This is a genomic window from Nonomuraea jabiensis, from assembly GCF_014204795.1.
GTDB classification, from domain to species: domain Bacteria; phylum Actinomycetota; class Actinomycetes; order Streptosporangiales; family Streptosporangiaceae; genus Nonomuraea; species Nonomuraea jabiensis.
Window position 1 is genome coordinate 2,196,883 of sequence record NZ_JACHMB010000001.1, and the last position, 20,894, is coordinate 2,217,776.

At 71.0% G+C, this 20,894-nt stretch carries 16 protein-coding genes; 4 read left to right on the forward strand and 12 right to left on the reverse strand.

Annotated elements, in window-relative coordinates; genetic code table 11:
• Nucleotides 1-20: 20 nt before the first annotated feature.
• From HD596_RS09365 to HD596_RS09380, 4 genes are all read right to left on the reverse strand, one after another.
• Nucleotides 21-815 carry a hypothetical protein gene (locus HD596_RS09365; protein WP_185068880.1) on the reverse strand — a complete coding sequence of 265 codons (795 nt, stop codon included), beginning with the start codon at nt 813-815 and terminating at the stop codon, nt 21-23.
• Complete coding sequence (locus tag HD596_RS09370; protein ID WP_185068881.1) at nt 812-1,300, reverse strand: SigE family RNA polymerase sigma factor; 489 nt, start codon at nt 1,298-1,300, stop codon at nt 812-814. Before HD596_RS09370 ends, HD596_RS09365 begins: the two co-directional genes overlap by 4 nt.
• Before the next feature lie 93 nt (nt 1,301-1,393).
• Nucleotides 1,394-2,146, reverse strand: a complete 753-nt coding sequence (locus HD596_RS09375) for a DUF429 domain-containing protein (protein ID WP_185068882.1) — start codon at nt 2,144-2,146, stop codon at nt 1,394-1,396.
• Between the two features lie 8 nt (nt 2,147-2,154).
• Nucleotides 2,155-2,832 (reverse strand): TetR/AcrR family transcriptional regulator, encoded by a 678-nt coding sequence (locus HD596_RS09380; RefSeq protein WP_185068883.1) that lies wholly within the window; start codon nt 2,830-2,832, stop codon nt 2,155-2,157.
• Between the two features lie 117 nt (nt 2,833-2,949).
• On the opposite strand from HD596_RS09380, the gene HD596_RS09385 reads away from it, so the two are divergent.
• Genes HD596_RS09385 through HD596_RS09400 form a run of 4 tightly spaced genes read left to right on the forward strand, consistent with a single transcriptional unit; the run spans nt 2,950 to nt 7,155 of the window.
• Nucleotides 2,950-3,447: a 2Fe-2S iron-sulfur cluster-binding protein gene (locus tag HD596_RS09385; protein ID WP_221520314.1), complete on the forward strand. Its 498-nt coding sequence runs from the start codon at nt 2,950-2,952 to the stop codon at nt 3,445-3,447.
• Nucleotides 3,444-4,415: an FAD binding domain-containing protein gene (locus tag HD596_RS09390; RefSeq protein ID WP_185068885.1), complete on the forward strand. Its 972-nt coding sequence runs from the start codon at nt 3,444-3,446 to the stop codon at nt 4,413-4,415. The genes HD596_RS09385 and HD596_RS09390 overlap by 4 nt, the downstream gene beginning before the upstream one ends.
• A 25-nt stretch (nt 4,416-4,440) precedes the next feature.
• Nucleotides 4,441-6,675, forward strand: coding sequence for a xanthine dehydrogenase family protein molybdopterin-binding subunit (locus HD596_RS09395; RefSeq protein ID WP_185068886.1), 2,235 nt, complete (start codon nt 4,441-4,443; stop codon nt 6,673-6,675).
• Between the two features lie 21 nt (nt 6,676-6,696).
• Entirely contained in the window at nt 6,697-7,155 is a 459-nt protein-coding gene (locus HD596_RS09400; protein ID WP_185068887.1) for a nuclear transport factor 2 family protein, read from the forward strand.
• Here HD596_RS09400 and HD596_RS09405 read toward each other — a convergent pair.
• The 8 genes from HD596_RS09405 to HD596_RS09440 form a co-directional block, all read right to left on the reverse strand.
• Nucleotides 7,148-8,440, reverse strand: coding sequence for an ArsB/NhaD family transporter (locus HD596_RS09405; RefSeq protein ID WP_185068888.1), 1,293 nt, complete (start codon nt 8,438-8,440; stop codon nt 7,148-7,150). The two genes, HD596_RS09400 and HD596_RS09405, sit on opposite strands and share 8 nt — an antisense overlap.
• Before the next feature lie 131 nt (nt 8,441-8,571).
• Nucleotides 8,572-9,768 carry a site-2 protease family protein gene (locus HD596_RS09410; protein ID WP_185068889.1) on the reverse strand — a complete coding sequence of 399 codons (1,197 nt, stop codon included), beginning with the start codon at nt 9,766-9,768 and terminating at the stop codon, nt 8,572-8,574.
• 105 nt (nt 9,769-9,873) lie between these two features.
• Entirely contained in the window at nt 9,874-11,925 is a 2,052-nt protein-coding gene (locus HD596_RS09415) for a sensor histidine kinase (RefSeq protein WP_185068890.1), read from the reverse strand.
• 155 nt (nt 11,926-12,080) lie between these two features.
• A complete protein-coding gene (locus HD596_RS09420) occupies nt 12,081-16,055 on the reverse strand; it encodes a galactose-binding domain-containing protein (RefSeq protein WP_313047519.1) in 3,975 nt (1,324 codons plus the stop codon).
• Between the two features lie 36 nt (nt 16,056-16,091).
• A complete protein-coding gene (locus HD596_RS09425) occupies nt 16,092-17,927 on the reverse strand; it encodes a glycoside hydrolase family 127 protein (protein ID WP_185068892.1) in 1,836 nt (611 codons plus the stop codon).
• Nucleotides 17,920-18,684: a carbohydrate ABC transporter permease gene (locus HD596_RS09430; RefSeq protein WP_185068893.1), complete on the reverse strand. Its 765-nt coding sequence runs from the start codon at nt 18,682-18,684 to the stop codon at nt 17,920-17,922. The genes HD596_RS09425 and HD596_RS09430 overlap by 8 nt, the downstream gene beginning before the upstream one ends.
• Entirely contained in the window at nt 18,681-19,583 is a 903-nt protein-coding gene (locus HD596_RS09435) for a carbohydrate ABC transporter permease (protein WP_246554243.1), read from the reverse strand. The genes HD596_RS09430 and HD596_RS09435 overlap by 4 nt, the downstream gene beginning before the upstream one ends.
• Nucleotides 19,584-19,591: 8 nt before the next feature.
• Nucleotides 19,592-20,869 (reverse strand): ABC transporter substrate-binding protein, encoded by a 1,278-nt coding sequence (locus HD596_RS09440; protein ID WP_185068895.1) that lies wholly within the window; start codon nt 20,867-20,869, stop codon nt 19,592-19,594.
• Nucleotides 20,870-20,894: the final 25 nt, after the last annotated feature.

Below are 20,894 nucleotides of genomic sequence, written 5' to 3' on the forward strand. Positions count from 1 at the left end.
CCCTGGACGCCGCAGGCGTGTCAGCTTCCCCCGCTCTTCCCGGGCCGGTAGTTCGGGGGTGGCACGAAGGGTGCGGTCATGCCTTGGCGGTCGTAGAGCTCGATCGTCCAGCCCGCTGATCGGCCTTCGACCAGAGCGGCCAGCCGATCCGCCACCCCGGAGTGCGCGAGCTGGGGCACCACGTAGTGGCCGTCGCACAGTCCCAGGTCGAGGCGGGCCTTCTTGCAGCCCCACTTGGCGTCGGGACCTTTGTCGGCGACTTTCGGCGGAGTGGCGGGAAAGACGAACACGTCGAGTTGCTGCGCCTTTTCCAGCCAGCCAGGGCCGATCGCGGTGGAGCCGCCGAAGGAGCCGCCGAGGCCGGTCTTGTCGCACCGACCGCTGACCCGGCTGCCCCCGCCAGGGGCCTGGATCACGACCAGGGCCTTGGGATCCTTGCAGAAGATCTGCCAGGACGTGTACGTACTGAGCGGTTGGAAGTCAACGGTCGTACGTCCCAGGTCGGAAGAGGAATGGGACTTGATCACAGGAACCCTCCCGGAGGGCACCGGTCCAGAGGGATCCGGGGTCGGGGTGAGCACGACGGCCGCCGACTCCTTCTGGTGCGAGGCCGACCACGCCCCCACCCCCAGCGGCAGCGCCAGGAGGATCACCGCCGTTCCCGCCAGTGCCGCGCCCGCAGCCACCCTGCGTCGTCTGATCCGGCGCCCCCGTCGCATGATCTCGGGCAGGTCGGCGTGAGCCCGCTCCACGTGCTCGGTCAGCGCGGCGCGCAGCTCGTCCTCGGCGTAGGAGCGCTCGGTGTGGGCCATCATTTGGTTCCCTCTATCTGGAGTTCCGACTGCACACGAAGACGCTTGAGCGCGCGCGTCAGCTGTGTCTTCACCGTTCCGAGAGAGCAGCCGAGCGCGTCGGCGCATTGCATGAGGGTGAGCTCCTCGTAGTAGTGCAGGACGATGATCGCGCGCTGCCGGTCGGACAGACCGGCGACCGCCTCCCGGAGTTCCTGCCACCGTCCGACCTCGTTGGTGAAGTCGCGCGGGTCGGCCCGGTCGGGCAGCTGCGGCGCGGGTAGTTCAGCCCGCCATTTCCGCCGCCACCAGGAGGTATGGGTGTTGACGATGATCCGGTGCACGTACCGGTCGGGGTCGCCCTCGATGCGTTTCCACGCCACCCATGCCTTGGCCAGAGCGGTCTGCACGAGGTCCTCGGCAGTCGCCCGATTGCCCGTGAGCAGGTACGCCGTGTGTTTCAGGCGTTCGTAGCGCGCTGCCACGTACGCGTCGAACTGCTCGTGCATCCACTCTCCTGTCGCAGTGCCTCACTGACATTGACTTCATGAGAGCGGCAAGTGGATGACACCCCGCGGGGCCTGTGAGTCGCCGGTCGTTCCTCACCCATCTGCGACGAGGCGGGCCAGGGGTGCGGTGGGCAGGGCGATCCAGCCTTCCGTGGTCGCCGCTCCCGCCTGCTCCTCCGTCGGTACGGTGACCAGGCCGAGGGCGGCGGCGCGGGCGGCGAGGGCCGACACGACGGCGTCGGTGGCGTGGTCCGAGGTCCGGCAGAGGGGCTCGTGTTCGCCCAGGTCCAGCCATGGCGCCGCCTCCTGGAGCCGGTCCACGAGGTGGCCCAGCGCGGCGAGGTTGGCAGCGCGCTTGTATCCCCGGTACGGCAGCCCCCACCGCTTCAGGCAGGCCGCGGGGTAGATCTCCACGACGGCCCCGGTGCCGCGCCGGTCGACCGGCCGGCCCCTTCGTGCGAGCTCGGCCAGGAGGGCGGCGCAGCGCATGGTGGCGTGGGCGATGCGGTCGGCCGACACGCTCAGCGGGGTCAGGCCGGTCTCCTGGTGTACGACCTGGTCGGTGACCCGCAGCGCGAGATCGCGGCGCCAGGCCCGGCCCGCCAGGCCCGGCGGCACCTGGACGTGGCCGGCGCGGTGGGCGGTGACGAAGTCGACGAACCGGTCGGGCCAGCCGAACGGGCAGTCGATCCCCGCCTTGTCCGCGGCCATGGCCGCCTCGACGATCAGGGCGTCGTCCGCCCCGGCCACCACCCTGACGAGGCGCGCCCGTCCGGTCGGCCAGTCGAGCCAGGCCACCGCGGTCCGCACCGCCTCCGCGGCGAGATCGACGCCGACCGTCACCATCCGCGGGCTCAGTCCTCTCTGAGCGTGGGCAGGCCCGCGGCGAGGGCCTTGAGGGCACGGGTGAGGGTGGGGAGGAAGTCGGGGCAGGTCGCGGCGATGACGGGGTCCTGGGCATACAGCTCGGCCAGCGTGGGCGAGGGGTGCGCGATGGGATAGAGGATCCCGGCGAAGGCGGTGGCGACCGAGACCAGCTCCCTCCCTTCGCCGACCGTCAGGCCCGTGGCCCGGGCGACCTGTGCGCCCAGGTCGGCGATGACGGCCAGGATGGCGCGTTTGAACGTGCGGGCCGCCTCGATGGAGACGTTGTGTTCCAGGGTCGTGGCGGTCTGGCTGAGGATGTCGCACAGGAGCGGCCGGTCCGCGAGCGTTTCCGCGAGCGCCGCAACGACATGGTCCGATGACGCTTCAAGACGGGCGGCATCGTCTGGCGCGGCTTCGAGGCGGGTGGTGACGGCCTCCGCCCACTGGTGCCACTCCTCGGTGGCCAGGATGAGGTAGATCTCCTCGCGAGTCCCGAAATATCGCATGATGTTGGACTTCGCCAGCCCAACAGCCTCCGCGACCGCCCCCAAGCTGACGTTCCGAACCCCGGACGCCACGGCGAGATCGCGGGCGGCCGCGAGGATCTCCTCGCGCCGCTGCTGCTTGTGCTCCGGCCGCCTGGCCCGGACGAATGCCCGCTTCATGTCGGGCTCCAGCATAGGTGACCAGACTTTAGAGGACGACGTTCTCTTGTTAAGGAAACAGCGTTCTGTTAGCGTCGGCATCCTACGGACGGGAGGAAGCGTGTGACCGAGATACGCATGCGGGTGAACGGCGTCACCCGGACCCTCGACATCGAGCCGTGGGTCAGCCTGCTCGACGCGCTGCGCGACCACCTCGCGCTGACCGGCCCGAAGAAGGGCTGCGACCAGGGCGCTTGCGGCGCGTGCACGGTTCTCGCGGACGGGGTGCGGATCAACGCGTGCCTGGCCCTGGCCGTGCAGTACGCGGACAAGGAGATCACCACGATCGAGGGGATCGCGAAGGGCGAGCAGGGCACGCACCCGATGCAGGAGGCGTTCGTGCGCCATGACGGGTTCCAGTGCGGTTACTGCACCTCGGGCCAGATCTGCTCGGCTGTCGCCATGCTGACCGAGTACGCCGCCGGCATGCCCAGTGCCGTCACCCCCACGACAGAGCGCATCGAGCTGACCGACGACGAGATCAGGGAGCGCATGAGCGGGAATCTGTGCCGGTGCGGCGCCTACAACGGCATCCTCGACGCCATCAAGGACGTCGCCGCCCAGGAGGCGCCATGAAGCCGTTCGCGTACGTGAAGCCGCTCGACGTCGACGAGGCCCTGCGAGCCGCCGGCCCCGCCGTCAAGTTCCTGGGCGGCGGGACGAACCTGGTCGACCTCATGCGCGAGGGCATCGAACGCGCCGAAACCCTGGTCGACCTCACCGGCCTGCCGCTCGACGAGGTGGACGAGCTGCCCGGCGGCGGCCTGCGGATCGGCGCGCTGGTACGCAACAGCGCGCTCGCCGCCGACCGCCGCGTCCGCGCCCGCTACCCGGTCCTGTCGCAGGCCGTGCTCGCCGGCGCCTCCCCCCAGCTGCGCAACATGGCCACCGTCGGCGGCAACCTGCTGCAACGGACCCGCTGCCGCTACTTCTACGACCAGGCGCACGCCTGCAACAAGCGCGAGCCGGGCAGCGGCTGCGACGCGCTCGGCGGGTTCACCCGCGGGCACGCGGTCCTGGGCGTGAGCGAGAGCTGCATCGCCGCGCACCCGTCCGACATGTGCGTGGCGCTGGCCGCCCTGGACGCCACGGTCGAGGTGCGGAGCGTACGCGGCACGCGGCGGATCCCCCTGGCCGACTTCCACCTGCTGCCGGGCGACACGCCGCAGGTCGAGACCGCGCTGGCCGACGACGAGCTGGTCACGGCGGTCGAGCTGCCGCCCGCGCCGGTCGCGGCCAACTCCCGTTACCGCAAGGTGCGGGACCGGGCGTCGTACGCGTTCGCCCTGGTCTCGGTGGCGGCGGCGCTGGAGGTGCGGGACGGGACCGTGACGGCGGCCCGCCTGGCGCTGGGCGGCGTCGCGACCAAGCCGTGGCGGGCGTACGAGGCCGAGCGGGTCCTGGTCGGCGGCCCGGCGACCGAGGAGGCGTTCGGCCGCGCGGCCGAGGCCGAGCTGGCGCCCGCGACGGTCCGGCCGGGCAACGCGTTCAAGGTGGACCTGGCCAGGGCCACGATCGTGGCGACGCTGAGGGAGCTGGCATGACCATCAAGACGCCAAGGGAGCCGGCATGAGCATCAAGTACGTCGGCCGCCCCGTCGACCGGCTCGACAGCCGGGCCAAGACCACCGGCCAGGCCCGTTTCGCGGCCGAGCACCCGTACCCGGACCTCGCCCACGCCGCGCTCGTGCACTCCACGATCGCCCGGGGCCGCATCACCGCCGTCGACGCGGACGCGGCCCGCGCGGTGAAGGGCGTGATCGAGGTCCTCACCCACGAGAACGCCCCCGCCATGAAGCCCGCGCCCTCCCGGAGCCTGCTGAACCCCAGCACGATGGTCATCGGGACGTCGGTCAACTACCTGGCCACGGACGAGGTGCACTGGAACGGCCAGCCCGTGGCCGTCGTGGTGGCCGAGTCGCCGGAGGCCGCGCGGCACGCGGCGGGCCTGGTGCGGGTCGCGTACGAGGAGCTGCCCGCCGTGGTGGACTTCGCGGCCGAGGAGCCGAACGCCACCCCGCAGAAGGGCAACGCGCTGATGCCGGCGGCCGCGAGCAAGGGGGACGCGGAGGCGGCGCTGGCGGCCGCGGCGGTCTCGGTGGACCTGCGCTTCACCACGCCGCCGCACAACCACAACGCGATCGAGCCGCACGCGACGACCGCCGTGTGGGACGGCGACCGCCTGACCGTCCACGAGAGCACGCAGAGCATCTCGTGGCTGCGCAGCCATCTCGCGCAGCGGTTCGGCGTTCCCCAGCGGGACGTCCGCGTGCTGTCCCCTTACGTGGGCGGCGGGTTCGGCGGCAAGGGGTCGGTGTGGGCGGGCACGCTGCTCGCCGTGCTGGCCGCCCGGGCCACCAGGCGCCCGGTACGGCTGGCGCTCACCCGGGCGGCCGTCTACCACACGGTCGGCGGCCGGACCCCGAGCACCCAGCGGGTCGCGCTGGGCGCGGAATCCAGCGGGAAGCTGACCGCGCTGATCCACACCAGCGTCGCCAGGACGGGCCGGGTCGGCGGTGGTGGCGAGCAGATCACCTCGGCCTCCCGGCACCTGTACGACTCCCCGAACATCCGCCTGAGCCAGAGCCTCGTCGAGCTGGACCTGGTCTCCAACACGTTCATGCGGGCCCCGGGCGAGTCCATCGGCACCTTCGCCCTGGAGTCGGCCGTGGACGAGCTGGCCTGCGAGCTGGGCATGGACCCGATCGAGCTGCGGATGCTCAACGAGCCGGCGCGCAACCCGATCGACGGCAAGCGGTTCGCGCACCGCATGTTGCGCGAGGCGTACGAGGTGGGGGCGGAGCGGTTCGGGTGGCGCGAGCGCGATCCGCGGCCCGGCTCGATGCGCGACGGGCGGTGGCTGGTCGGCATGGGGGTGGCGTCGGCGTACCATCCGGCGTTCCAGCTCCCGGCGAGCGTCACCGTGCGGCTGGGCGCGGACGGCGGGGTCGTGGTGCGGTGCGGCCTGCACGAGATCGGCGTGGGCGCGGCCACCGTGCAGGCGCAGATCGCCGCGGACGAGCTGGGGGTGCCGCTGGAGTCGGTACGCGTCGAGATCGGCGACTCCGAGCTCCCCGACGGCCCGATGGCGGGCGGCTCCGGGCAGACGGCGAGCGCGGCGGCGAGCGTGCTGGAGGCCTGCCGCAAGCTGCGGCGTTCCGCCCTCGACCTGGCGCGCAAGTCGCCGGATTCCCCGCTGCGCGGCGTGCGCGATCCGCAGGCCCGCGACGGCGGGCTCTACCAGGGCTCCAGAGGCGAGACATATGCGGCGATCCTGACCCGGGCGGGCCGTGACCACCTGGAGGCCGCGGCCGGCGGCGGCATGCTGCGGTTCATGGCGAAGACCGTGCGCGACCGCAGCCGGTGGGTGAAGGCCGCGAGCGGGGCGCACTTCTGCGAGGTGCGGGTGGATCGCGACACGGGCGAGGTACGGGTCTCGCGCTGGACGGGCGTGTTCGACGTCGGCACCGTGATCAACGCGAAGACGGTGGCCAGCCAGCTGCGCGGGGGCATCGTGATGGGCCTCGGCCTGGCGCTGACGGAGGAGACGCTGGTCGATCCGCGCACCGGGCGGATCGTCAACGCGAGCCTGGCCGACTACCACGTGCCCGTGCACGCCGACGTCCCGCGCATCGACGTGCACTGCCTGGACGAGCCCGACCCGACGATGCCGCTGGGGCTGGTCGGGGTGGGCGAGGTGAGCATCACGGGCGTGGGCGCGGCCGTGGCCAACGCCGTGCGCCACGCCACGGGCAAGCGGGTCACGGATCTGCCGATCACGCTCGATAAGCTGCTGCCTCTCTGAAGCAGTGCCGAGGAGGCGATCATGTCCCGCCCGCCCGTCCCGCCGTTCACCGAGGAGACCGCGCGCGTCAAGGTGCAGGCCGCCGAGGACGCCTGGAACACCTGCGACCCCGACCGCGTCGCGCTCGCGTACACGGAGGACTCGGTGTGGCGCAACCGCGACGAGTTCTGTACCGGCCGCGACGAGATCAGGGAGTTCCTGCGCCGCAAGTGGGCGCGGGAGCTGGACTACGCCCTGCGCAAGGAGCTGTGGGGCGTGCTGGGCAACCGCATCGCGGTCCGGTTCCAGTACGAGTGCCGCGACGCCTCCGGGCAGTGGTGGCGCAGCTACGGCAACGAGCAGTGGGAGTTCGACGAGTCGGGGCTGATGCGGCGCAGGGAGGCGAGCATCAACGACGTGCGCATCGAGGAGAGCGAGCGCCGCATCTTCGGGCCGCGCGGCGACGACGAGCGAGGCGTGGACGTGCTGCCGCTCAGATGAGGTAGCGCAGCCACAGGTACGGCACCGACAGCGTGGCGGTCACGAGCGTGACGACCAGCCCGTACTTGGTGAACTGCCAGAAGCTGATCGGGGTGCCGTTGCGGGCGGCGATGCCGATGACGACGACGTTGGCCGCCGCCCCCACGGCCGTGGCGTTCCCGCCCAGGTCGGCCCCCAGGGCCAGGGCCCACCACAGCACCTGGGCGGGGCCGTTGCCCCCGTTGGCCTGGACGAGGTCGGCCACGATGGGGCTCATCGTGGTGACGTACGGGATGTTGTCCACGACGGCGGACAGCCCGGCCGAGACCCACAGCAGCAGCATCGTGGTCAGGCCGAGCCGGCCGCCGGTGGCCTCGGAGGCGGCCTTGGAGATCTCGCCGATCACGCCGGTCTCCACCAGCGCCCCCACCATGACGAACAGCCCCGCGAAGAACACCAGCGTCGGCCACTCGACCTCGCGGATGGCCTCCTCGGTCGTCACCCTGGTGGCCGCCACCAGCACCCCCGCGCCCAGCAGCGCCACGACCGACGGCGCGTAGTGCAGCACGGGATGCAGCACGAACGCGGCCATCACCAGGGCCAGCACGGCGAGCGACTGCCACAGGAGCCTGCGGTCGGCGATGGCCTCCCGCTCGTTCAGCGACATGATCTCCGCCACCCGCTCGGGGTCGTAGCTGAACGACGCCCTGAACAGCCACCGGCACAGCCCGACGAACACCACCACCAGCACGATGATCAGCGGGGCCATGTGCGCGAGGAAGTCGTTGAACGTCAGCCCGCCGCGGCTGCCGATGATGATGTTCGGCGGGTCGCCGACCAGCGTGGACGCGCCGCCGATGTTGGCGGCCATGGCCTCGGCGATCAGGTACGGCGCCACCGGCAGCGCCAGCCGCTCGCACACCAGGAACGTCACGGGGGCGATCAGCAGCACGGTGGTGACGTTGTCCAGCAGCGCGGAGGCGGAGGCGGTGATCACGATCAGCAGCGCCATGAGCCGGAACGGCTGCCCGCGAGCCCGCTTGGCCGACCAGATCGCCAAATATTCAAATATCCCGGTCTGTTTCAGGACACCGACGATGACCATCATGCCGAGCAGCAGGAAGATCACGTTCCAGTCGATCCCGGTGTGCTCGTCGAAGAACGCCGCGCTCCCGTCGGTGGCGTGGATCAGCAGCATGACCCCCGCCCCGCCGAGCGCCGCCGCGACCCGGTGCACCTTCTCGGTGGCGATCAGCGTGTACGCGAAGAGGAAGGCGGCCACCGCCAGCCAGGCGGTGACGGTCATGGCGACTCGATGAGCATGAGGGGCGAACTCCGGGAACGACGGCACGATCGCCGACCAGACTTCCCGGCACACCTGTCACGAACATATCAAGAGGCGTCAAGAGCCGCTCAGACGTACTACTCCCTAAGCGGCTACGCGGCGTCGCGGTGGTCACCGTGGTACGGCGGGGCGAGGTCGGCGCCGCGCGGCCCCGACAGCGTGGCGCGCAGGTCCGCCATCTGGATGGTCCGGCTGATGTCGGTGGGCGTCAGCAGGCCGACCAGCCGCCCGGCCGGGTCGAGCACGACCGCGCGCCCGTCGGCGCACCCCTCCATCCTGGCCAGCAGGTCGGTCAGCGGCTCCTCGGGCCGCGCCCGCGGCACCTCCTGCGGCGGGCAGGCGATGTCGGCGAGCCGGGTCGCGCCCCGGCGCTCCGGCTCGACCCGGCGGATCCGGTTGAGCGTCACCAGGCCGGCGAAGGTCCCGTCCGGGGCGACCAGCGGATACGTGGACAGCCGGTGCCGCATCACGACCCGCTCGATGAGCCCGGAGATGGTCTCGTCCGGCGAAGCGACCACGGGGTGCCCCGACATCGCGTCCGCGACGCGGATCCCGTGCAGGACGGTGCCGAGCCGGGTCTGCTGCTCCTCGGCGCTGGCGGCGTTCACCAGGAAGAGGCCGATCAGCGCCAGCCACAGCCCGTCGAAGCTGCGCCCGGTGACCACCTGCAGGAAGCCGACCGCGATGAGCACGTATCCGAACCAGCGCCCGGCCCGGGCCGCGGCGATCGCCGCCCGCGCCCGGTCGTGCCACCGCGCCCACAGGATCGCCCGCAGCACCCGCCCTCCGTCCAGCGGGGCGGCCGGGACCAGGTTGAAGAGGGCGAGGAGCACGTTCACCCCGGCCAGGTACGCGAACATGCCGCCCGCCAGCGCCGCCCCGGAGACCAGGCCAGAGATGAGCAGGGCGATCGCCCCGAACACCACGCCGGCCAGCAGGCTCGTCGCGGGCCCCACCACGGCGATCTTCAGATCCGCGCCCGGCGAGCGGGGCTCGCCGCGCAGCTCCGCGACCCCGCCCAGCAGCCAGAGCGTGATCCGCGACACCTCCACGCCCTCGTGCCGGGCCATGATCGCGTGCGCCAGCTCGTGCGCGAGCAGCGAGGCCATGAACAGCACCGCCGCCGCCACCCCGGCCAGCACGTACGCGGCCCGCGGGTAGCCGGGGAAGACCGCGGGGAACCGCCCGAACCCCAGCCCGAAGACCAGGATCGCGACGATCACCAGCACGCTGATGTTGAGCCCCACCCGCACGCCCCCGATGCGGCCCAGAGGGATGGATGAACGCATCTCGCCTCCCTGCGGCTGGATTTGTTCGCTCAAGCGCCCCCTGCCCGCAAAAGCGCAGCCCAAGCCCTGTTCAGGCGGCGCCGAACAGCCCCGCCGGCGCGAACGTCATGAGTGGACGCTCATGTCGGCCGGAGGCGCGGTCAGCAGCGGCAGCATGACCTCCACGCGCGTCCCGGCCCCGGGCTCGCCGCCGACCACGCAGATCCCGCCCAGCTCCGCCGCCCGCTCGCGCATCGAGCCGAGCCCCACGCCCGCACGGTGCTCCTCGGGCATGCCCTTGCCGTCGTCGGCGATCAGCACGCGCAGCACCGACCGCTCCCGCTGCAGGACGATCCGGCAGCTGGACGCCTGGGCGTGCCGCCGGACGTTGGTGAGGGCCTCCTGGATGATCCGGTAGACCGCCACCTCGACGGCCGCGGGCAGCTCCGACAGCTCGCCCTGCACCTCGACCTCCGCCGGCGGCGCCGACTGCCCCGCCAGATCGCCGATCGCCCGGACCAGGCCGAGGTCGTCGAGGGCGGGCGGGCGCAGGCCGTACACGAGCTCGCGGATGTCCCCCGTGACCGCGCCCATGCCCGTGTGCAGCTCGCGCAGCAGCTCGTCGGCGGCCTCCGGGGACTTCTTGAGGCTGAGCCGGGCCATGTTGATGGTCATCGCCATCGCCGAGAGCGTCTGGCCGAGCCCGTCGTGCAGGTCGCGGCGCAGGCGGCGGCGCTCCTCCTCCCTGGTCGTCAGGATGCGCTCCCTGGAACGTTGCAGGTCCGCCGCCATCCGCACCGCGTGCGCCACGTCCGCGGCGTACGGGGTGAGCGTGGCCAGCACCCGCTCGTTGTGCGCGGCGGGGAAGCGGCGCGGGCCAGGCGGCCCGACGAGCAGGCGGCCGACCCGCTCGCCGTGCCAGACCAGCGGCACCTCGCGGGCGTCCGGGCCCACCCGGCCGTTCTCCACGTAGCGGGGCTCGCCGTCGGCCACCTCCACGGCCACGCCCTCGACCGCCAGGCCGTCGCGCAGCACGCTCACCACCGAGGTCAGCGCCTTGGCCGGGTCGCCGCGCCGGAGCGCCTGGGTCAGGCGCTCGGCCAGCACGCCGGGGTCGCCGACGGCGCCGTACAGGAGCCGGTCCACGGCCCGCTGCAGCGCCCGCCGCAGCGGCTGGAAGAAGGCGCCCGCGAACAGCGCGGCGGCGATCCCGGCCACCTGCCCGTACCCGGAGACGAGCAGGCCGGACAGCGCGCCCGCGCCGAAGTAGACGGCGCTGACCACGGCCACCACGCCGGCGGCCACGAATGCCCGGCTGATCACCGTGTCGATGCCGTAGAGCCGGTACCGCATCACCGAGAACGCCAGCGCGACCGGGATGATCGCCGCCCAGCCGAACGCGATCCACGTGAACTCGGGCACGAACGCGGCCACGACCAGGAACACGATGTAGCCGGCGAACGCCAGCAGCGGCCAGCCGATCTGCCGCCTGGTGACGGAGTCCGCGTGCCGCAACCGCACCGTCAGCGAGAGCGCCGACAGCGCCATGGCGACGTAGATGCCCGTCCAGGCGATCGCCGAGACCGTCTGCGCGTACGGGGCCAGCGCGGGGATCTGCAGCGGGTTCGGGATGACCTGGGGGTACGGGTAGCTCCCAGGGGGCGGCGGCACCCGGAGCACGGCGCGCAGGAAGTCGGCCGTGATGGAGGCCGCGCCCAGCGCCAGGGCGAGGCGCCAGCGCGGCGAGGGCAGGCGGCCGTCGGGCGAGTACAGCGGCAGCACCATCGTGAGCGTCACGCCGCACACCGCCCAGCCGAGGTGGCCCGGCAGCCGCAGGTAGCCCGCGAGGAGGAGGTCGCCGCCGGCGGCGGCGCGGAACATCATCGCCTGCGAGAAATCGCTGACGGCGGCGGCCAGGCCGCCCGCGCACATCAGCCACGCCAGGTTCAGCCGGGGCCGGTGGAAGATGAGGAACGCGCCCACCGCGGGGAACGTCAGCGCGGCGGCCGTCTGCGGGGACACCGTCCGCGCGGGCGTCCACGCGTCGGGCAGTCCGGCCCAGATCAGCAGCGCGACCGCGGTGAGCGCCGGCGACACCACGGCCATGGTCACGGAGGCGGCTCGCGCCACCCGTGCCGGCCTCTGATCATCGGCGACCTCGGCGAATCCCCCAGCCATCCCGCGCTCCGCCTCTCCGATCCCCGGCACGCCTCCCGTAGAAGAGGATTATGACCCCTTAATTGGGATGAATCCGTAGGCCGTTTCCGGGACGTTATCCGCGGGCCCTGCCCTGACCCGCGATCGCCGCTGAGCCAGGGCAGGGAGCATCCGTGCTATCCGACGGTGACCGTGGCCTTGGCGGCGACGGGCGTGCCCGCCACCTGACCGTTCACCGTGAACGTGCCCGGCTGGGCGTACTTGTCAGGGCTGATCGCCTCCCAGATGACCTCCACCGAGCTGTCCTTCGACCCGTCGTTGTACGTCGCCACGACGGTCCTGGGCAGCGAGGGCGCGACCCCGGCCCGGGTGGCGACGCCCTCCTCGGCGATCGAGGTGATCGTCACCGCCGAGGTCGTGCGGACGTACACGGTGGCCTGGGCGGGCTGGCGCACGCCCTCGGCCAGGCCGGCGACCGTGAAGCTGGTGCCGCCGGTCCTGACCTGGTCGGCCGTCACCTGCTGCCAGGTGACGGCGGCCGAGCTGCGGGTGCCGTCCGCGTAGAGGGTCTCCACGGTGGCGGGCAGCTTCGGCAGCGTGCCGGCCAGGGTGGGGACGTGCGCGGGGCGCACGGAGTCCGGCGGGACCTCGTACGCCTTGACCTCCAGCAGGCCGACCGACGCCCCGCCGGCCTCGAGCTGGACGCGCAGCTTCGAGGTCGTCACGGTGTCGAACGCGACCGTGTTGTAGGCGTCGGCCGCCTTCGGGTAGGAGGCGACGCCGGTGACGTCCTCGAACGAGTCGCCGTCCCAGTACTGGATCTTCCACGAGGCGGGGACGCGCACGCCGCCGCCGTCGTCGAAGAAGTACACGTCGCTCTTGTTGATCCGCACCGCCGACGGCCAGTCGAGCTGCACCCACTGCGTGCCCTGCTGCGGCCAGGTGCCCCAGCGGGGGTTGGCGCCGTCGTTGGAGCGCGGCGGGTCGATGCCGTCGTTGATCGCGGTGACCTTCTCCCACGGCGAGGTGTAGGAGGCCGTGGGGGTGGCCTTGGGCGCCACGTTGACCTGCGCGGCCTGGGCCGTCGCGGTCACGGTCACGGTCGTGGAGCCGCTCTTCTCGCCGTCCGTGGCGGTGAGCTTGAGCCGGTACGCGCCCGCCTCGGAGAACGACACCACCGTGTCGGTGCCCGTCGGGTTGGTGAAGAACGCCTCGCCGGGCCCGTCGACCTTGGCCCACTGGGTCGTGAGCTTGCCCGACGGCAACGCGTCGTCCTTGACCACCGCGTCGAACCTGGCCTGGCCCGGGCGGCTGAACGCGGGGTCGGGCACGACCACCACGGACGGCGCCTTGTTGGCGACCGCGCCGGCGCCGGCGCCCGTCAGGTACGCCTGCACCTCCTTCAGTCCCGTCGCGTAGCCGGGCTGGTGCGTGACCAGCACCCGCAGCTTCTGCGTCGTGACGGCCGGGAAGCGGACCACGTTGAGGTTGGCCCGCGGGTGGGCCGGCTTCCTGGCCTGGCCCGGCACGTCCTTCCAGGTGTCGCCGTCCTGGTACTGCACCGTGTAGAAGGCGGGCTCGCGGTAGCCGCCCGCCTTGCGGTCGTTGTAGAAGTACAGCTTGACCTGGTCGACCTTCCGGGCCGAGCCCAGGTCCACCGCCAGCCAGTCCTGGGCGTTGCCGGAGCCCTTGCTGCCCCAGTACGGCTCGTTGATCGTGAAGCCGTCCACCGCGCCGGCTGGGTCGCCGTGGGAGGCGGTGGCGGACTTGACCAGGTTCGGGCGGGTGGAGCGCAGGTCCACGCCGGCCTTCTGGAACAGGTCCTCCACCCGGTCGCCCTTGAGCTCGACCTGGGCGGGGGCCTTCATGGAGGCGGCCTTCTCGGCGTGGACCACCTGGCCGCCCTCGACCTTGCCCGTGGCGGGGTCCCAGACGGCGTGCGCCAGCCCCGACAGGGTGACCTTGCGCTTGCCGTCGATCAGGATCGAGTACCCCTCGGGCACCCCGGCGTAGTGCCTGGTGCCGTCGCCCGGCTTGTCCCAGACGATGGTCAGGTCACTGCCCCGGTAGTTGACGCCGTTGACGCTGAAGTGGTCCCAGCCGATGTCCACCGGCCACAGCTCGACCTTGCCGTCCGAGCGCGGGCGCAGGCCCATGACGTCCTCGATGACGGTCCAGTTGCTGCTGCCCAGGATCGTGTGGTGGATCCAGGAGCGGTAGCCGATGGTCTTGGTCGAGGGGTTCCAGTCGGCCCAGAACTCGTTGGCGTCGGGGTAGCGGGTGTCGCCGCCGACGTACTGCGACCAGGCGTTCCAGTACAGGAGCTGCTTGTACTGGTCGGCGGTGATGTACGGCGAGCTGTACTGCCGCAGCGCCTTGGAGAACAGCGCGAAGTTCCGGGTGGAGTTGATCTGCGAGAAGTTGTTGGAGCCGGGGTTGCCGGCGGCCGCGGCCTCCTTCTTGTCCTTCTGGTTGGCGGTGTACGCCGGGAAGATCGGATATTCCGCCGGATCGGTCCACAGGCGCAGCGCCTCCCGGTACTTCGGGTCGTCCGTCGGCACGAGCCCGGTGGCGTACGGGATGTAGTTGTTGGACTCCTTCCACGGGATCAGGTTGCCCGTCTGGAGGTCGCGGTGCTTGAACAGCTTGTTCTGCTCGTCCCAGAGCAGCGTGAGGATGCCGTTCCTGACCTTGTCGGCCACCCCGCGCATCTCGGCCGCCTTTGCCACGTCGCCCGCCAGCTCGTACGCCTGCGCCGCCGCCATCGCGTTGGCGTAGACGTAGGCGCCTTCGAGCCGCTCGTTGGCCCGGTCGTAGTAGTGGAACGACACCGCGTCGGCGTCGTTGCCGGTCATGGCCTCCCAGTCGTACTCGATGACGCCGTTCTTGTTGGAGTCGTAGGCGTCGAGCTGGCCGTACACGTCCTTCTCGGCGTAGCGGGCCAGGTTGCGCAGGATCGACGGCTGGCCGCCGTGGAGCTGGTAGCTCTCCAGGGCCGCGGCCGAGATGTACTGCGTGTAGCTGTTCGACCAGTTCTCGGGGTCGCCGGGGTTGTCGGTGTACTTGGAGTTGCGCGAGACCTCGCCCGCCGACACCCACGGCCCGTACGAGTAGATCGGGTCCCGCAGGTACTTCAGGTCCTGCACGAACATCGGCACGGTCAGCACGATCGCGTTGTTGTAGCCCAGCGCCCCCTCGACCGACGTGGGGAACTGGAAGTCGTTCCCGGGGATGTCGGCGTCGAGGAAGTTGAAGCGCATGAGCCACCAGCGGTAGTACACGAACTTCTTGATGTTCTCGTCGGGCACGTCGATGTAGGGCAGGTTCTCGGCCCACCAGGCGTTGTAGTCCTGGAGCTGGCGCCGCAGCGCCTTCTCGGGCGAGCGGCCCTTGTAGCCGTCGTACTCGGCGCGCGACCCGGGCAGCTCGTCGGTGACGAAGCCCATCTGCACCTTGGTCCGCACGGTCTTGCCCGGCTCGACCGTCAGCGAGCCCCTGAGCGTGCCGTCGGAGACCTTCAGCCCGTCGCCGCTGAGCCGGGGGAAGATCGTGGTCAGCTTGTTCTTGGCCCAGACGGTCCCGGTCAGCTCGCGGTCGCCGTCGGGCGTCCTGGTGTAGGGCGAGGTCACGGTGATCGGCACGGAGCGCGCCGCGGACCCGGTGTTGGTGATCTCCAGCGTCGTCACGGCCACGTTCTCGTGGGTGATGAACTTCTTCACCCCGACCGACAGGCCGTCACCCGCGTACTGCCCGGTCCAGTGGCTGGGCATCTGCAGGCGCTTGGAGACGTCCTCGGTGAGCTGGGTGCCCAGCGAGACCTCGTACGCGCCGCGGTTGTCGATGCTCTCCCAGTACGCCACGAACCCGCCGAAACCGATGACCGAGGGATCGTGCTCCTTCATGAACAGCGCCCGCCCGCGCGTCATCAACCACGGGCCCGCCGGATCGTCGCCGGGGCGGGCCAGCATGCGGTCGATCCAGTACGAGTCGCCGCCCTTCTCCTTTTTGTAGATCTCTTCCATCATCTTGCGGGGGTGGTACGCCACGGGTTCGGCGGGCACCGGGTCGGCGCCCGTGAACACCGGCAGTCCCAGGTCGTCCTGGGCGGCGTACGAGGGTGACGCGGCAAGCGAAGCTGTGAGCGTTAACACAGCCAAGCACACCAACGGTTTACGCACTTGCCTCTCCTAGATCGGTAGCCAGACACGCATGGTCGCGGGGCCGCGGTTGCCCCACCGGTGGTAGGGCACGAGCCGGAGCCTGACGTCGGGGCCGCTCCCCTGCCCGTCCTGGACGGGCGCGTACGGCCAGCCGTTGCCGCCGCCGGCGCCCAGCGACGCCTCCACCTCCAGCTCCACCACCCCGTCCGCCCCGTGGTGCTCCACGGGCGGCTGGACCCGCGCGGTCAGGTCGCCCAGCGCCGGCTCGTCGGCCACCGACTCGGCGCAGTAGACCAGCGGCCCCCGCTCCACGGCCGCGCTCCCCCGCAGCGCGTCGATCCGCCGGTCCGGGAACGTCCACCTGGGCGCCATCGGCAGCTCCAGCCGGATCTCGTCACCGGCCCGCCACGGCCCCTCGACGTAGGCGTAACCGGGATCGACCGGGCGCACCTCCGGGCCCTCCGCCAGCGGCGCCTCCGGCGAGGAGGCCGGGACGCGGGCGAGCGTGGCGTCCGTGGCCCAGGCGGGGACGCGCAGCCCGATCCGGCCCTCGCCGCCCTCCAGCACCCGCACGCTCACCGAGCCGGTCCACGGGTAGCCGGTCTCCACGCGTACCGCCAGGCCGTCGTGCCGGATCTCCGACGGCGTGTGGTGGTGGATCTGGATCCCGTCCGCGGTGGTCGTGGCCACGTACGCGGCCAGCGAGGCCATCGTGCGGGCGATGTTGTTCGGGCAGCAGGACACGTCGAACCAGGGCGAGCGCAGCCCGCCCTCCGCGGCGTGGTTGACCCCCTCCAGCGGCACCGCCGGCACCCGCACCTGCAGCGGGTTGGCGTAGAAGAACGACTTGCCGTCCAGCGCCACCCCCGTGGCGAGCATGTTGTAGAGGGTGCGCTCGGCCAGGTCGGCGTAGCGGGCGTCGCCGGTGGCCAGCAGCAGCCGGTGCGCCAGCATGACGGAGGCGATGCTCGCGCAGGTCTCGTTGTAGGCCCGGTCCGGCGGCAGCTCGTAGTCCTCGCCGTACGACTCGTCGGCATGCCTCGAGCCCATGCCGCCGGTCAGGTGGGTACGCCGGGCCACCGTGCGCTCCCACTGGGACTCGATCGCCTTCAGCAGCTCCTGGTCGCCGGTCTCGACCGCCACGTCCACCACGCCGGAGGCGAGATAGAGCGCGCGCACCGCGTGCCCGCGGAACACCTGGGCCTGCCTGACCGGGATGTCGTCCTGGTAGTAGGCGCGGCCGAAGGGGATGTCGGCGAGCGCGGGCAGGCCGCGGCGCTCGACGAAGCGGCGGGCCATCTCCAGGTAGCGCTCGGTGCCGGTCGCGCGGTAGAGCTCGACGAGGGCCATCTCGATCACCGGGTGACCGCAGGTCTGGGTGCCCTCCATGAAGCGGCGGCACACGTGGTCGGCGGCCTTGACCGCGACCTGGGTGAGCCGGTCCTCGCCGTGCATGCGCAGCCGGGCGACCCCGGCCTGGATCAGGTGCCCGTAGCAGTAGAGCTCGTGGCCCCACTCGAAGTCGGTGTAGCGGCTGCCGGACCAGCGGGTGTTGATGTAGCCGTCGCCCTCCTGGGCCTGGGCCACGGTCGCGGCCAGCGCGGGCAGCGCCGGGTGGTCGGCCCAGGCCATGGCCTCCAGCAGCTTGTAGATCTCGGAGTCGCTGAACTCCCGCCCCCGGCGGGGCCGCTCGCCCCGGAAGTTGCCGATCCAGCCTTCCCGCTCTTCCCATTCCTGGCAGTGGGCGATCGTGACCTCGCGGTTGAGCGCGGCCCGGTCGCCCCAGAAGCCGGGGAGCAGCCGTACCGCGTCGAGGCCGAGGGGGGACAGGGCGCCCGATGAGGGCAGGACAGGGTTAGCCACGCAGAGCTCCTGACATGAATCCGCGCACGTAGTGGCGCTGCAGCACGATGAAGAGGATGAGACAGGGGAAGGCCATGACCATGACGCCGGCCTGGAGCATGCCGTAGTCGATGGCGCCGAACGTCTGCTGCGTCATGCTGACCACGGCCACCGGCAGGGTGAACGACGCGCCGTCGTTGAGCAGGATGAGCGGCGCGAAGAAGTCGTTCCACGAGGCCAGGAAGGCGAACAGGCCCACCGTGATCAGCGCGGGCCGCACGGCGTGCAGCAGGATCCTGGCGAACGCCCTGAACGTGCCGCAGCCGTCCACCAGCGCGGCCTCCTCCAGCTCGCGCGGCAGCGCCTCGAACGCGTTGCGCATCATGAACAGCGCGAACGGCAGCTGGAACATGACGAACACCAGCGAGAGCCCGACCAGGGAGTTCTGCAGGCCGAGGTAGCCGAGCAGCACGTAGAGGGGGATCAGGATCGTCGCGTACGGCACCATGAGGATCGCCAGCGTGGCCAGGAACAGCAGGTTCTTGCCGGGGAAGTCGAAGCGGGCGAAGCCGTAGCCGCCGAGCGCGGAGACGACCAGGGTGCCCGCCACCGTCATCACCGAGACCAGCACGCTGTTGGTCGCGTACGTGCCGAGCCCCTCGCCGAAGCGGGCCATCTCCAGGTAGTTCGACGGCTCCTCCAGCGAGGCGTAGCCGCTCCACACCAGCGGGAACAGGAACAGCACCGCCAGGGCGGACAGCGTGAGGTAACGGCTCATCGCAGCCTCCGCATCATCAGCGTGTTGAGCCCGACGAGGGCGACCAGCAGGACGACCGAGAGCGCCGCCGCGCCGCCGAGGTCGAAGCGGAAGAACGCGTCGCGGTAGACGACCATGACCATCGAGACCGTGCTGTTGTCGGGGCCGCCGTTGGTGAAGACGAAGAACTGGTCGAAGGCCAGCAGCGAGCCGGTGACGCTGAGGATCAGCATCAGTGCCAGCGTCGGGCGCAGCAGCGGGAGCGTGATCTTGGTGAAGATCTGCCAGCGGTTCGCGCCGTCGCTCCTCGCGGCCTCGTACACCTCGGTCGGGATGGCCTGCAGGCCGGTCAGCAGGATGAGCATGTTGAAACCGGCGAAGCGCCACAGCACCAGCGTGATCGTGGAGAACAGCGCCATGTTCGGCGTGCCGATCCACTTGACCGGCTCGCTGGTGATGTGCAGCGCCTGGAGCAGGGGGTCGATGGGGCCGAAGTCGTTGTTCAGCATCCCGTAGAACAGCAGGCCGGCGGCGGCGAAGCCCACGGCGCCGGGCAGGAAGAACGCGGTCCTGAAGAAGCCGATGCCCGGCCTGCGGTCCTGCACCAGCATGGCCAGCCCGAGCGCCACGCCCGACAGCAGGACGGTCGTGATCGCCGTGTACTTGAGCGTGAAGAGGATCGCGTCGATGAAGAGCGGGTTGTCGCCGATCTTGAGGTAGTTGTCGGGGGCGTTGAACGTGGCCTGGCCGAGCAGGGGCCAGCGGTTCAGCGACATCCAGACGACCAGCACGAGGGGCGCGATGAAGAGCACCCCCACGATGACAGCCGTCGGAGCCGTGTACAGCCAGCCCTGTACCTTCCTGCTCCGCCACCGGGCGGAGGGCGCGGAGTGCGCCGCCCGCCGCCCGGTTCGGTTCATCGTCAGAGTCATTGTTGAAGTGACTTCGTGATCTCGGCGTTGAGCTGCGGGAGCTTCGAGGCGTCACCGAACACGGCCTCGCGGGCGAAGCGCAGCCACGGGCCCTGCGGGTCGTTGAAGGTCTGGCCGAAGCGCAGCGCGTACGGCGTCTGGCCCTTGGCCACCAGCGAGTTGATCAGCACCACGCGCGGGTCCTCCGCGGAGTACTTGTTGCTGGCCAGGTCGGTACGCGCGAGCACGTCCTTGTTCTTGGCCATGACCTCGACCTGGGCCTCGTCGGAGACCGTCCAGGACAGGAAGTCCCAGGCCGCGTCGGGGTTCTTGGAGGTGGCGGAGATGCCGACGGAGTCGCCGCCCACGAACGTGGACTCGCCGCCGTCGGGGCCGGCGATCGGGGCGACGCCGATCTTCATGTCCTTGGGCATGAGACCGAGCGTGGTGGAGGGCATCGGCATGACGCCGATCTCGCCCTTGGGGAAGAAACCGGTCCAGGTCGGGCCCTGCTCCTCCTTGGCGGTCGGCCCGGTCACCTTCTTGTCGTACAGGTCGCGCCAGATCTTGAACACGTCGGTCATCGCGGCCTGGTCGTTGAGCGACTGGGTGCCCTCGGCGTTCATGACCTGGCCGCCGGCGGCCCAGACGGAGGGCCAGAATGTGAAGACGTAGCAGCCGCCGCAGTTGCCACCGAAGAAGGTGCCGTGGACCTTGCCGTCCTTGCCGAGCTTCTCCTGGATCGTGGTCGCCTGCTGGGCGAACTCCTTCAGCGACTTCGGCCCCTGCTCCGGGTCGAGCCCGGCCTTCTGGTAGAGGTCCTTGTTCCAGAACCAGACCGACAGGTCGAGCGTGTGCGGGAGCGTGTACATCTTCCCGTCGAGCGTGCCGAGCTTCATGTGGGAGGGGGCCAGGCCGTCCTTGAACGGCAGCTTCGCGACCCTGTCCGTGATGTCCATGAACAGACCCTGAGAGGTGTAGTTCGGGACGAAGATGACGTCGGCCGCGAACACGTCGGGGAGCTGCTTGGCACCGGCCGCCGCGGCGATGCGCGGCTGGTAGTTGTCGGTCGGGATGACGGTGAGCTTGACCTGAACGTTCTTGTGACTGCTGTTGTAGGCCTTGACCAGCCGCTCGCTCTGCGTCTGGGTGGCCGCACGGGTCCACATGGTGATCGTCACGGGACTGTCCGACGACGGAGTGCTGCCCCCACCACCACCGCCGCCGCTGCCGCAGGCCGCCGCTGTGAGCGCTAACACACCGAGGAGGGAGATCCCGGCCAGCCTTCGTCTCATGTTGTGCTCCTGGACTTAAAGGTTT

Coding starts and splice junctions, on each gene's coding strand:
- HD596_RS09365 (WP_185068880.1), bottom strand. CDS start 815: ATGATGGCCCACACCGAGCGCTCCTACGCCGAGGACGAGCTGCGCGCC.
- HD596_RS09370 (WP_185068881.1), bottom strand. CDS start 1,300: ATGCACGAGCAGTTCGACGCGTACGTGGCAGCGCGCTACGAACGCCTG.
- HD596_RS09375 (WP_185068882.1), bottom strand. CDS start 2,146: ATGGTGACGGTCGGCGTCGATCTCGCCGCGGAGGCGGTGCGGACCGCG.
- HD596_RS09380 (WP_185068883.1), bottom strand. CDS start 2,832: ATGAAGCGGGCATTCGTCCGGGCCAGGCGGCCGGAGCACAAGCAGCAG.
- HD596_RS09385 (WP_221520314.1), top strand. CDS start 2,950: ATGCGGGTGAACGGCGTCACCCGGACCCTCGACATCGAGCCGTGGGTC.
- HD596_RS09390 (WP_185068885.1), top strand. CDS start 3,444: ATGAAGCCGTTCGCGTACGTGAAGCCGCTCGACGTCGACGAGGCCCTG.
- HD596_RS09395 (WP_185068886.1), top strand. CDS start 4,441: ATGAGCATCAAGTACGTCGGCCGCCCCGTCGACCGGCTCGACAGCCGG.
- HD596_RS09400 (WP_185068887.1), top strand. CDS start 6,697: ATGTCCCGCCCGCCCGTCCCGCCGTTCACCGAGGAGACCGCGCGCGTC.
- HD596_RS09405 (WP_185068888.1), bottom strand. CDS start 8,440: ATGACCGTCACCGCCTGGCTGGCGGTGGCCGCCTTCCTCTTCGCGTAC.
- HD596_RS09410 (WP_185068889.1), bottom strand. CDS start 9,768: ATGCGTTCATCCATCCCTCTGGGCCGCATCGGGGGCGTGCGGGTGGGG.
- HD596_RS09415 (WP_185068890.1), bottom strand. CDS start 11,925: ATGGCTGGGGGATTCGCCGAGGTCGCCGATGATCAGAGGCCGGCACGG.
- HD596_RS09430 (WP_185068893.1), bottom strand. CDS start 18,684: ATGAGCCGTTACCTCACGCTGTCCGCCCTGGCGGTGCTGTTCCTGTTC.
- HD596_RS09435 (WP_246554243.1), bottom strand. CDS start 19,583: ATGAACCGAACCGGGCGGCGGGCGGCGCACTCCGCGCCCTCCGCCCGG.
- HD596_RS09440 (WP_185068895.1), bottom strand. CDS start 20,869: ATGAGACGAAGGCTGGCCGGGATCTCCCTCCTCGGTGTGTTAGCGCTC.